Source organism: Stenotrophomonas sp. TWI1151 (genome assembly GCF_039673135.1).
Classification (GTDB): domain Bacteria; phylum Pseudomonadota; class Gammaproteobacteria; order Xanthomonadales; family Xanthomonadaceae; genus Stenotrophomonas.
Map to the genome: position 1 here is coordinate 432,004 of NZ_JBDJLA010000001.1, position 12,408 is coordinate 444,411.

7 protein-coding genes are annotated in these 12,408 nt (G+C 67.8%); 1 reads left to right on the forward strand and 6 read right to left on the reverse strand.

The window, feature by feature from the left end:
- Nucleotides 1-33: 33 nt before the first annotated feature.
- Genes ABE422_RS01925 through ABE422_RS01935 form a run of 3 tightly spaced genes read right to left on the reverse strand, consistent with a single transcriptional unit; the run spans nt 34 to nt 5,848 of the window.
- Entirely contained in the window at nt 34-1,725 is a 1,692-nt protein-coding gene (locus ABE422_RS01925; protein ID WP_346482337.1) for a glycoside hydrolase family 43 protein, read from the reverse strand.
- Nucleotides 1,725-3,737 carry a sialate O-acetylesterase gene (locus ABE422_RS01930; RefSeq protein WP_346482339.1) on the reverse strand — a complete coding sequence of 671 codons (2,013 nt, stop codon included), beginning with the start codon at nt 3,735-3,737 and terminating at the stop codon, nt 1,725-1,727. The genes ABE422_RS01925 and ABE422_RS01930 overlap by 1 nt, the downstream gene beginning before the upstream one ends.
- Entirely contained in the window at nt 3,734-5,848 is a 2,115-nt protein-coding gene (locus ABE422_RS01935; protein ID WP_313209921.1) for an alpha-glucuronidase family glycosyl hydrolase, read from the reverse strand. The genes ABE422_RS01930 and ABE422_RS01935 overlap by 4 nt, the downstream gene beginning before the upstream one ends.
- Before the next feature lie 111 nt (nt 5,849-5,959).
- Here ABE422_RS01935 and ABE422_RS01940 point away from each other — a divergent pair, with 111 nt between their 5' ends.
- Nucleotides 5,960-7,015, forward strand: coding sequence for a LacI family DNA-binding transcriptional regulator (locus ABE422_RS01940; RefSeq protein ID WP_313209761.1), 1,056 nt, complete (start codon nt 5,960-5,962; stop codon nt 7,013-7,015).
- 17 nt (nt 7,016-7,032) lie between these two features.
- On the opposite strand, the gene ABE422_RS01945 is transcribed toward ABE422_RS01940, so the two are convergent.
- The 3 genes from ABE422_RS01945 to xylA are packed head-to-tail and all read right to left on the reverse strand — an operon-like array spanning nt 7,033 to nt 12,385.
- On the reverse strand, nt 7,033-9,597 hold the full coding sequence (locus ABE422_RS01945) for an exo 1,3/1,4-beta-D-glucan glucohydrolase (protein WP_346482340.1): 2,565 nt from the start codon (nt 9,595-9,597) through the stop codon (nt 7,033-7,035).
- A complete protein-coding gene (locus tag ABE422_RS01950; protein WP_313209765.1) occupies nt 9,594-11,003 on the reverse strand; it encodes a sugar porter family MFS transporter in 1,410 nt (469 codons plus the stop codon). The genes ABE422_RS01945 and ABE422_RS01950 overlap by 4 nt, the downstream gene beginning before the upstream one ends.
- A gap of 47 nt (nt 11,004-11,050) precedes the next feature.
- Entirely contained in the window at nt 11,051-12,385 is a 1,335-nt protein-coding gene (gene xylA / locus ABE422_RS01955; RefSeq protein WP_313209767.1) for a xylose isomerase, read from the reverse strand.
- Between the last annotated feature and the right edge of the window lie 23 nt (nt 12,386-12,408).

Genomic DNA, 12,408 nt, shown 5'->3' on the forward strand with positions numbered 1-12,408 from the left:
GACGGCCACTGCAGAGGTAAGGCGCACGCGTCATCATTTGCTCCTCAAGGCGCGCTCGTCGCGCGCGAATGGTCCCAGCAGCGCGCCGACAAAGCCGCCTGCGCGATCCGTACTCAACACCGTTCCGTCCACGTCGTCGGCGAGCGTCTGCCAGCCCTGCCCATCATCCGTGTCGAATGCGAACGCATAGCGGCCCCCGTCACCGGCGATCTTCAGGCGCAGCGACGTGGACGCCGTCGCGGTGCGCGTGGCCAGGGTGCGGGTCACGCCGCTGCCATCGCGCCCTTCCAGGAAGATCGCCACGCGATCCCCGCCGAGGCTGCGCACGCCCAGGAAGTACCAGTAACGCTCGCTCTGGAACGCAGCAAGGCCCGCCGCCACACCCGTCGCCGGCCGCGTCATGTCGGTGCTGGCCTCGAAGCGCAGATGCTGCTGACGGCGGCCAAGGAAGGCGGGGTTGCGCAGCGTATCCAGGTTCTCCGGCAACGGATGCACGGCCAAGCTACCCGGACGCAGGCCCAGGTCTGCCCACGCCTGTTTGGGGACGCGTACCCGCAACCATCCCATGCCGAGCGTCGGTGCATCGAAGCCGTCGCGATCGACGAAGTTGCCGGTTGATGGGGCCTGCGAGGCATCGCCCTGCATCCACGACGGCGCCTTGACCACGTACGGAATGGCCTGGTTGGCCGGCAGGATCACCGGCCAGCCATCCCGCCATTGCACGGGCAGCAGATACGTCTCCCGCCCCGTGTTGTAGTGGCGCGTCTGGTAATTGCGACTGGCCAGGAACACCGCCCACCAGGCGCCGTCCGGACCTTCCACCAGATCGGCATGGCCGGCGTTGGTGATCGGCAGCGGCCGGTCGTCCGGCAGGTCGCGCTGGGTAAGAATCGGATTGCCCGCATACGGGAGGTAGGGCCCCCAGACCTCGCGGCTGCGCAGGACCACCTGGGAATGCTGCGGTCCGGTGCCACCCTCGGCATCGGAAAGGTAGTACCAGCCATCGCGCTTGAAGACATGCGGACCCTCGATCCAGATCGGGTTCTTCGCCGGCTCCACCCCGCCGTCGATGAGCACCCTGCGCGGCCCCACCGGCTTGAACGCGGCCAGATCGATCTGCTGCATCCAGATGGCGCGGTGGCCTTCGTAGCGCTGCGGACCGGGTGGCACATCGTTGTTGACCAGGTAGACGGCGCCGTCTTCGTCGAAGAACAGCGACGGGTCGATGCCCTCCACGCTGGGCAGCCAGTGCGGGTCGGACCAGGGGCCGGCAGGGTCGCGCGCGGTCGCGATGAAGTTGCCGCCACTGTCGACGGCCGTGGTGACCACATAGAACATGCCGTCTTGGTACTCGATCGCCGGCGCGAAGATGCCGCGCGATACGTTCAATCCATCGAAGTCCAGCTGCGTCGGGCGGTCGATCACGTTGCCGATCTGTTTCCAGTGCACCAGATCGATGCTCTCGAATACCGGAATGCCCGGGAAGAACGTGAAGCTCGAATTGACCAGATAGAAGCGGTCGTTGGCGCGGACGATGCTGGGATCCGCATGGAAGCCGGCCAGGATCGGGTTGCGGTAGTGACCGGCGGGCAGCGGTGCTTCAAAGGCCGCGTCGTGACCCGAATAGTCGAACCAGTCGAAATAAACCGGTGGCGCAGGCGCAGCGCCCAGTGGCGACACTGTCGCCGACAACAGCAGAACGACCGTGGCCATCAGCAGGCGCATCAGCGAACCTCCGCAGCGTTAAGGGAAAGCTCGAAGGGCCCGGCCGGCGCACCGCTGCTGTCGCGTAGCGTGCAGACCGGACCGTCCGCCCAGCAATAGCGCACACGCAACGCGCCGCTCCGGTCGTGCCGGCCGCTGGCCGGCTCCACGCAATCCATGCAATCCAACACAACCTCACGCCCCTCCAGCACCGCGTCGGCATAGCGGCAGTGCCGTGCATCGGCGTCACAGAGCTCGAATCCTATGGGGCCGTTCGCACCGGTCGTGACCAGGGTGCCGGTGACATTGTCGAACGCAATCCTTGCTTCGCCCTGCCCGCGCGACACGGTGCGAACCGTCGGGCCGGAAGGTGCCAGCGCCCGTTCGCCGTAGGCCACGTGACGTGCCACCCGGGCCAGGCGCCGGCCCAGCTCCTGTTTGTTGGGCGGGTGGATGTCGTACGCATCGCCGATGTCGATGGCCACCGCGAGCCCGGTAAGCGGGTCTTCCGCCGCGACGCGACGCTGCGCCTCGCGCACCTGCGCCCAGCCACTCTCCACCGGCGCCTGGGGCGGCTGCCCATAGCCGGCCAACTGCACCACCAGCAACGGCAACCGCGCACCGAACCGGCTGCGCCAGTCATCGCGCAGGCTGCGCAGCTGGTTGGCATAAGCGGCACCGTCCGCCGTGTTCGACTCGCCTTGGTACCAGAGCATCCCACGCAGGCCATAGCCGCCGAGCGGTGCGATCATGCCGTTGTACAGCGTCGACAGACCGGTGGCGGCATGCCAGGGCGCCAGCGGCGGTGGTTGTGTGCCGGGCGCCACCCGGTAGTGCCACGGTGCGTCCAGGACGATGCGCGTGCCGTCGTCCAGCTGCACGGCGTGAGCGTCGGCCGGTCCCGACAGCCCGCCCTCGCCGTAGGTATCCAGTACGTTGATCACCACCGTGTTCTCACCGGCGTTCAAGAGCCCGGCCGGAAGTGTGTAACGCCGCGCCTCCCCGGCACCGTACTGGCTGCCCACCGCCACGCCGTTGACCCAGGTCATGTCCGTCTCATCGACGGGCCCCAGCGCAAGCCGTGCACCCTGCCCCGCCTGCGCGGCCGTCAGCGTGACCTGGGTGCGGTACCAGACCATGCCGTTGTACGCGGCAAGGTCCGGCACGCCCCAACACTCCCATGCCCCCAGCGCGGCGGGGGCCGTGTGCCATGCCGTGTTGGCCGCGCCTGGCTGCCAGGGAGTGTCGCCTTGCCGGGCTCCGTCGCGCGTCGACCACCACTGCTGCCATACCTCGCCCCAGCCCGCGGTTGCCGCCGCAGGGTTGCTTGCGTAGAGCGCGAGCAGGTCAAGCGCGGGGTCCATGCCGCGCTGCGTACGCAGCGCGTCGGCGCTGGTCCACGCCTCGATCCGCGAGCCGCCCCACGCCGCCTGGATCAGCCCCATCGGGACGTTGACGGTCTTCTGCAGTTCACGCGCAAAGTAGTAACAGGCGGCGGAAAAGTCGCGCACCGCGGCTGGCGACGCCGGCCTCCACGCCGTCGGCGCCGGGAACGTGCTCTGCGGCGTAACGGCTGCGGCCTTGGGCACGGTGAGCAGGCGAATCGTCGGGTGCGTGGCGGAGGCGATCTCACTGTCTGCATCAAGCGCGCGCCAGACCGGCAGGTCCATGTTCGACTGCCCGGAACACAACCAGACATCGCCCATCTGCACGTCATGCACGTTCCGGGTGGCCTGCCCTGCGCGGACGGTCATGTCGTGGGGGCCGCCAGCGGGGATGGGCTGCAGCGTTGCACGCCACTGGCCGCCGGCATCCGCGCGCGTGGTGACGGTTTGGCGTGCGAACGCCACGGAAACCGGGGTGCCCGGCGCAGCATGGCCCCAGACCGGAATCGGCTGGTCGCGCTGCAGCACGGCGTGGTCCTGGAACAGCGGATGCAGCAGCGGTGTTGCCGGTTCCTGTGCCACCGCCGGCATGGCAGCGCATGTCACGGCGGTCGCCAGCATCCAGAGGATCGCCCGTGGCCGACTCATCGCCCATCTCCCGGCGCGGAAGGAAACTGCAGATGCTGGTACCAGGTCAGCGCGTGTGGCGGCGCGGTTTCGCCCGCAGGCAAGGGCCTGCCGCTGATCGACTGGAAGTACGCCACACTGGCATCGCGCCACCACTGCGCTTCGCGCCGCTGGATGCTGAGGAAGGCGGCGACCTGCGCATGCCGCTGCGCATCCACCCTGCCCTGCAGGCCTGCCCAGGTGGCCTGCATTCCTTCCACCTGACGCACACCCAGGGAGTAACGCCCCACCAGTTCGTCCCACAACGGTCGTCCCGAGGCCATGCGGTGATTCCACGGGACATGGTGGAACCACAACAGGAGCGGCTCCGGCACCCGCGCCAGGTCGCCGTACACGGTGGCCACCTCGGGGGCGTACTGGGCCACCGCGTTGCTGCCGCTCGCGGTGCGATCGAAGCCGATGCCATCGCGGTCGGCGCGGTGGTAGTACACGGCGGTCCAGTCCGCGCGCGGACCGCCGTCCACCCAGGGGCCGGGCCCGTAATGGTGCCCGCGCGCCATCAGGTGGTGCAGACCCAGCGGCGTCATGTAGTTCACCGCGGCCTCGCGCGAGACCATCATCATCTCGACGATGGGCACGACCACCTCGGGATCCGGCGCGAACGTCATCGCGGCCCAGTCCGCCGCGATGTCGCGGGCGGACTGGGCCGGATTCCAGGCGAGACGGCCGAAGGCGTACCAGTTGGCCTGGTCGAAGTGCGACCCACTCCAGGTGCGATCGCTGCCGATGTTGGCGACGCCGGCGATCCCGGTCAGAAACTGCGCGACCGTGGCGCCCGCACCGCGTGCGTGGGTGTCGGACTGCAGCACCTCCTCGTACAGCGGCCCCAGGTAGACCAGATGCGTGGCGAAGCCGAGATACTCCTTGGTGATCTGGACCTCCATCATCAGCGGCGTGCGTGGCATGGCCCCGAACAGGGGATGGAACGGCTCCCGCGGCTGGAAGTCGATGGGCCCGTTCTTCACCTGCACGATCACGTTCGGGCGGAAGTCACCGTCGAGCCCGGCAAATTCGGTGTAGGCCTGCGTGGCGCGGTCCTCGGGCACCTCATGCGCGTAGACGAAGGCGCGCCACATCACCACGCCGCCATGCGGTGCCAGCGCGTCCGCCAGCAGATTGGCCCCGTCCGCATGCGAACGGCCATAGTCCTGCGGTCCGGGCTGTCCTTCCGAATTGGCCTTGACCAGGAAGCCACCGAAATCCGGAATGCGCGCGTAGATCTCGTCAGCCTTGTCGCGCCACCAGCGCTGCACGTCCGGGTCGAGTGGATCGGCGTTTTTCAGCCCGCCCAGCTCGATGGGCGCGCTGAAGCGCGCGCTCAGGTATACGCGGATGCCGTACGGGCGGAACCTGTCTGCCAGCGCGGCGGCTTTGATGAGATATGCCGGCGCAAGGCTCTGCGCGCTCGCGTTTACATTGTTCAGCACGGTGCCGTTGATGCCGAGCGAGGCGTTGGCACGCGCATAGTCCGTATAGCGTGGGTCCCGCCACTCCGGCAGGGTCTGCCAGTCCCACAGCGAGCGGCCCGCATAGCCGCGCTCCACATAGCCGTCCAGGTTGTCCCAGTGGTCGAGCACGCGCAGTCGGAGGCGGGGTGATTCGCGAACCTCGAGGGCATCGAGTGACGCGCCGGTCTGCAGCAGTCGCAGCAGATGGAACACGCCATACAGGACGCCGATATCCCGGCGCGCGGCTACCAGCAGCACCTCGCGCCCGCCGATGTGCGCACGCCTGAGCAGGTAGCCATCGTCGCCGAGTGAGCCAATCTCCTGGCGGAGGGGCGCGATCACGGCCGACGAATCCGGGGTGCCCAGCACCACGGTGGGGTCTGCGCTTGGCGCGATCTGCATCCGCGGCGCGCGACCCAGCAGGCCGGTGAGGCCACGCACAAGTTCCTCGCGCGCGGCGCGTTGCGTCGGGGTCTTATCGGGAGCCACGACCCCGCCCAGCCGTGCCCGGTCGTCCGCCGCGAGCGCAGGTTCCAGCGGTGCGTAGCGCAGCCATAGGGCGTAACCGTCTTCTGCCCGCACGCTGCCTGCGCATGCGAAAAGCGCCACGGCGACACCCAGCATCCAGTGACACCGCTCGACATTCCGGCGCAGCAGCAGCGTCGCCAGCAAACCTTGTAAGCTGGGGATGTGCCCGCCTCGCGGCAGCGTCACAAAGAAGAAAGGCAACACGCATTGGACAAGCCGAAGAAATCGGTCCGCCGCAAAACCAGTGGCGTGACGATCGACGAGGTGGCTGCCCTGGCCGGGGTATCGCCGATGACCGTGTCGCGCGCGATCAACCAAGGCAAGGTGCGCGATGTCACGCGCGAACGGGTGATGCGCGCGGTGCGCGAACTGGGCTACACGCCCAACCTGGCCGCGAGTTCGCTGGCCGCGGCGCAGCACACGCGGATCGCGCTGATCTACACCAATCCCAGTGGCGCCTACCTGCGGGAGCTGCTGGTGGGCCTGCTGCGTGTCGCGTCCAACGCGGCCATCCAGCTGGTCATCCATTACTGGGACAACTTCGACCCCGAGGCCGAGCGCAACGCTGCACGCGCCTTGGCCGGACGTGTGGATGGCGTCATCCTGCCGCCGCCGCTGTGCGAGTCGCAGGCGGCCGTCACCGAACTGGTCAGCGCCGGCATCCCGGTGGTCGCGATCGCATCGGGGCACCTGAGAGACGATCTTTCCTGCGTCCGCATCGACGACTTCCACGCGGGCAAGGAGATGGCCGAACACCTGATCCAGCACGGGCACCGACGGATCGGCTTCATCTGCGGCCGCAGCGACCTCAGTGCGAGCGCGCGTCGCTACGATGGGTTTGTCACCGCCCTGCAGGAGGCAGGGCTGCAGGTCGAACCCGGCCTCGTCGAACAGGGGGATTACACCTACCGTTCGGGGCTTGCCGCGACCGAGAAGCTGCTGTCCCAGCGTCGGCCGCCCACGGCCATCTTCGCCAGCAACGATGACATGGCCGCGGCGGCCATCTCCGTTGCACACCGACGCGGCCTCGAGGTGCCCCGCGATCTGTCGGTCGTGGGCTTCGATGACACCTCGGCGGCAACGACCGTCTGGCCCGAGCTCACCACCCTCCATCAACCCATCGCCGCGATGGCCGACGCCGCCATCGATATCCTGCTGCGTACCATCCGCCGCAAGGGCGACGACACGCGCGTGCTGACCGATCACGTCATGCTGCACCGGCTGGTGGTGCGCGACTCGGTCGCGCGCCCGCCCAAGCGCTGAGGGCGCAGGCCGCATCGTCACGCGCCGGGGCATGCGATGGTGGCCTCCGCTTCATTCAAGGCGCCCAGGGCAACGCGTGACACCGAGAGCGTCATCGCGCCTGCCGTCCCGAGCGACCAGGGGCGATCCAGCTTGCCGACCTCCGCGCCGGCCGCCGCCAGACACTTCAAGGGCACGCCCACGCGGGTCCATTGGCCCACGGGCAGCGTTGCCAGCGTCGGTCCGAGCGCGACGCGTGCCGAACAACCCGTGCCGCAGCCCACGGACAACCACGCCTCGCCCTGGGGTGCGGCGTCGACGCGCATCGTCGTCAACAGCATCAGGTCGCCGTTGCTCTCGCGCTGCAGGTCCAGCGGCGTGTGCGACTGCAGCGCGACGATCGCCTCACCCTTGCCCGACCACGCCAGACGGCGACCATCTTCCTGTGCCAGGTGATCCACGCCGGTGACCTTCAGCAGGTCGCCCTCGAGGGATTCCGGCACCTGCGTGACGGTTACCCCCTGCCCGGCGCTGCCCTCCAACCGCAGGGCCATGCCGGAGCCGGCATCCCCGCGCGCGAAGAACACCCCGGCGGCCCCTTCGTTGCCCGTCACGCCCGAGGCTTCCGGCAGCGCGGCCAGATCGCCGTTGTCGGCATAGGTCAGGCCGAAGCCGAAGGCGAACAGGGGGTTGTAGTCCTTCTGCCCGACATTGTTGGCGTACTGCGTCGCGGTGCGCGGCCAGCTGAAGCTCAGCTTGCCCTTGAAGTCGTGCTGCACGCTGCCATCCGGCCTGCGCAGCAGCACATCGGCAATGCCGGCACCTTCCGAACCGGGCAGCCAGGCCGCCACGAAGGCATCGGCGGCGTTGATCTCACGATTCACCCAGAGCGGGCGTCCGCTGAGGAACACCGCGATCACGGGGATGCCGTCGGCCTTGAGCCGCTTGATCAACGCCAGATCCGCGTCGTCCCCCGGCTTGTAGGCAAGGGTCGCCAGATCGCCCTGGAACTCCGCATAGGGGTTCTCGCCGAACACCACCACGGCCACATCCGGTTTCGTGGTGTAAGCGCCATCCACCGCCAACTGCGCTTCGCCGCCAGCGGCCCTGGCCTGCTGCGCAATGCCCTCGTAGATCGTGTCCGCGTTCGGGAAGTCTTTGCGGGTGGTGCCGGTGCCCTGCCAGTTCAGCGTCCAGCCGCCCGCCTGCTTGCCCACGTCGTTGGCACCGTCACCGGCCACCAGGATGCGTTGCTTCGGCGACAGCGGCAGCACGCCGCCCTGGTTCTTCAGCAGCACCAGCGATTCGCGCACCGCCTGGCGTGCAACCTGACGATGCTCCGGCGCACCGACCAGTGCGAACCGCCCACCGACCGCGCGCGACGATGGCTTGCCCGCCTCGAACAGGCCCAGCCGCATCTTGACCCGCAGAATCCGGCGCACTGCGTCGTCCAGGCGTTGCTGGGGAAGGGAGCCGTCCTTCACCGCGGCCAGCGTGGTCTCGTAGAAACCCTTCCAGCTGTCCGACGCCATGGCCATGTCCAGGCCGGCATTGATCGTGGCCGGACAATCGGTGGTGGTGCAGCCCTTGACCTGCCCGTGGCCGTTCCAGTCGCCCACCACGAAACCACCGAAGTGCATGCGCCCCTTCAGCGCATCGGTCAGGTACGGCTTGTTGCCGTGCATTTTTTCGCCGTTGACGCTGTTGAAGGAGGCCATCACCGTCTGCGCGCCCGCCGCGATGGCGGGCGGATACCCGGCCGCGTGGATGCGCACCAGCTCGGCCTCGCTGATCCGGGTATCGCCCTGGTCCTTGCCGTCGGTGGTGCCGCCATCACCGAGGAAGTGCTTGACCGACGCGATGACATGGCGACCGTCAAGGAAGCCTGGCGAGCCCACCTTGCCCTGCAGGCCCTCGACCATCGCGCCGGCATAGCTGGCCACCACCTCGGGCGACTCGGCGTACCCCTCGTAGGTACGCCCCCAGCGGTCGTCCTGCGGTACTGCCACGGTCGGCGCGAACGCCCACTCCATGCCCGTCGCACGGGTTTCCAGCGCGGTGATCTCACCGATACGGCGCAGCAGCTCCGGGTTACGGGTCGCGCCCAGGCCGATGTTGTGCGGGAACAGGGTCGCGCCGATGATATTGCTCTGCCCGTGGACGGCGTCGATGCCGAACAGCACTGGAATCGCCTTGCCGCCCTGCGAGGTGTCCATCGAGGCTGCGTAGAACGCATCGGCCAGCGCCAGCCATTCGGCCGGCGAGGCATCATAGCGGCCGCCGGGATCGGAGTTGCCGCCCGCGAGGATCGAGCCGAGCCGGTAGGTGCGGAGGTCCTCCGGCGTGATGCTGGCAATGTCACCCTGCACCAGCTGACCCACCTTTTCCTCCACCGTCATGGTGTCCATCAGGTCGGTGATCCGCTTCTCCAGCGCGGCATCCTGGGGCAGTGGCCAGGCCACCTGCGGCCACGGATCCGGATCGGCCGCCGCCGGTGCAACGGCCTTGTCATCGTTCCCGCAGGCAGCCAACACCCCCATCAGCGCGGCCAGCAGCACGCCACGGCGGGCGTGCGCAAGGCGTCGATTCGTCATCGTGTTCATCCTTCCATCTGCTCCAGTTCCTTGCCCTTGGTTTCGCGCACGTACCTGAGCACGAAGAAGACCGAGATGATGGCCGAGGCCAGGTAGAGGCTGTAGGTCGCCGCGAGCCCGATGGCGGCCAACAGGATGGGGAACGTCACCGTGACCGCGAAGTTCGCGGTCCATTGCGCCGCACCCGCCACGGCCAGTGCCGAGCCGCGGATCTGGTTGGGGAACATCTCGCCCAGCATCACCCACATCACCGGCCCCCAGGAAAGATTGAAGAACACCACGTAGGCATTGGCCGCCACCAGCGCCAGCGTGCCCATGCTCCCGGGCAGCTGCAGGCGCCCATCGACCAGCGAGCCACTCGCGAAGGCGACCACCAGGAGCGCCAACGACACCGACATGCCGGCCGAGCCGATCCATAGCAGCGGCTTGCGCCCGATGCGGTCGATCAGCAGCACGGTGACGACGCAGGCGCCAATGCTGAGCGCACCAGACAGCACGTTGATCAGCAGTGCGTCGTTCTCGGAAAAACCGACCGCTTGCCAGAGCACGGCGCCGTAGTAGAACACCACGTTGATGCCAACCAGTTGCTGGAAGATGGCCAGGCCGATGCCGACCCAGACAATCGGCCGCATCCTCCCGGTGACCTTGCTGCGCAGGTCCGACAGCCGCGGGCGATGGTGGTCCGTCGACAGCGAGGCGTCGATCTCGGCCAGCTTGGCCTGTGCCTCCGCACCGCCGAACAGCCGCGTCAGCACGTGCAGCGCCTCGTCCTTGCGGCGCTTCACCACGAGGTAGCGTGGGCTCTCCGGAATGGTCAACAGAAGCGCCAGGAACAACAGCGATGGCACCGCCTGCATCCAGAACATCCAGCGCCACGCCGCGTACCCGCCCCACAGCGCCTCGGTCGAGGCACCGGCGGTGGCCGCCAACAGATAGTTGGAGAGGAACGCGACGGTGAGGCCGCTGATGATGGCGATCTGCTGGACCGTCGCGAGGCGGCCACGGTAACGCGCCGGCGCAACTTCGGCGATGTACGCCGGCGAGATCACACTGGCTGCGCCGACCGCAAAGCCCCCCAACACCCGCGCGATGATGAACAGGGTCGAGGACGCCGCCGCGCCTGCCCCGATCGCCGACAGCAGGAACAACACCGCCGAGACGATCAACACGTTGCGGCGTCCCAGGCGGTCGGACAGTCGCCCGGCGCTGAAGGCACCGATGGCGCAGCCCAACAGCATCGAGGCGATCTCGAACCCCTGCATCCACTCGCCTGACCGGAACGTCTGGTGCAGGCCGTCCTGGGTGCCGTTGATCACGCCGCTGTCGAAGCCGAACAGGAATCCGCCAATCGTCGCCACCACGCTGATCAATACGATCAGCCGGGTGTTCTCCCTACCGCTCACTGCCTGGTTCATTGCCCTGCCCCTCCCCGGTTCGGTGTCATCGCTGCGAGCTGTCGCGCTCAGCGCAGCAGGTACTGGTTGAGCAGGTTCTCGTAGCGTTCCTGTTTGCCGCTGGTCTGGTTGGGCTCACCGCCCTTGGCACCCAGTGCGGCCAGGTCCGTGAGGCTGAGCGCGCCTTGCGCGAACTCCTTGCCGGCACCAGTGTCGAAGCTGGCGTAGCGCGCCGTGCGCCACTGTTCCAGCGGGGAGTCGTTGAGCAGCGCGTGGGCCACTTCCAGCCCGCGTGCGAACGCGTCCATGCCGCCGATGTGGGCGATGAACAGGTCTTCCATGTCGGTGGATTCGCGACGCAGCTTGGCGTCGAAGTTCAGGCCGCCCTCCAGGCCGCCCTGCCGCAGGACGACCAGCATCGCGCCCACGGTGTCGTAGAGGTCGGTCGGGAACTGATCCGTATCCCAGCCGTTCTGCGCGTTGCCGCGGTTGGCGTCGATGCTGCCCAACAGGCCGTGGTCCGAGGCGACCTGCAGATCGTGCTCGAAGGTGTGGCCGGAGAGCGTGGCGTGGTTCGCCTCGATGTTGAGCTTGAAGTCCTTGTGCAGGCCATGCTCCTTCAGGAAGCCCGCCACGGTCGCGCTGTCGAAGTCGTACTGGTGCTTCATCGGCTCCATCGGCTTGGGTTCGATCAGGAAGTTGCCCTTCAGGCCGATGCTGCGGCCATAGTCGCGCGCCATCGTGAGGAACCGCGCGAAGTGATCGACCTCGCGCTTCATCTGCGTGTTCGCCAGCGAGGCATAGCCTTCGCGGCCGCCCCAGAACACATAGTGTTCGCCGCCCAGTTCAACCGTCGCCTCCAGGGCGGCCTTCACCTGCACGGCGGCGCGCGCCACCACGGCGAAATCCGGATTGGTGGACGCACCGTTCATGTAGCGCGGGTGCGAGAACAGGTTGGCTGTGCCCCACAGCAGTTTCATGCCGGTCGCATCCTGCCGCGCCTTGGCCAGGCCCACCATGTGCTTCAGATTCTTCTCGTACTGGCCGACGTCGTCCGCATCCGGCGCCAGGTCGATATCGTGGAAGCACCAGTACGGCACGCCGAGCTTGGTGAAAAATTCGAACGCCGCGTCCACCTTCGCCTCGGCGGTCGCCATCGGCGAGCCGGTCTCCCACGGGAAATTGCGGGTGCCCGGACCGAACGGATCATGCCCGGCGTTGCAGAACGTGTGCCAGTAGCAGGCCGCGAAACGCAGATGCTCCTGCATGGTCTTGCCGCCGATGACCTTGTTCGCGTCATAGACCTTGAACGCGAGCGGGTTGTCCGAGCCGCGGCCTTCGAAGGGGATGCGGCCGATGCCCGGGAAGTATTCCTTGGCGCCGATGAAGGGTTGATTGCTCATGGTGCGTCTTCCTGTCGTTGTGC

Coding starts and splice junctions, on each gene's coding strand:
- xylA (WP_313209767.1), bottom strand. CDS start 12,385: ATGAGCAATCAACCCTTCATCGGCGCCAAGGAATACTTCCCGGGCATC.
- ABE422_RS01935 (WP_313209921.1), bottom strand. CDS start 5,848: ATGCTGGGTGTCGCCGTGGCGCTTTTCGCATGCGCAGGCAGCGTGCGG.
- ABE422_RS01945 (WP_346482340.1), bottom strand. CDS start 9,597: ATGAACACGATGACGAATCGACGCCTTGCGCACGCCCGCCGTGGCGTG.
- ABE422_RS01950 (WP_313209765.1), bottom strand. CDS start 11,003: ATGAACCAGGCAGTGAGCGGTAGGGAGAACACCCGGCTGATCGTATTG.
- ABE422_RS01930 (WP_346482339.1), bottom strand. CDS start 3,737: ATGAGTCGGCCACGGGCGATCCTCTGGATGCTGGCGACCGCCGTGACA.
- ABE422_RS01925 (WP_346482337.1), bottom strand. CDS start 1,725: ATGCGCCTGCTGATGGCCACGGTCGTTCTGCTGTTGTCGGCGACAGTG.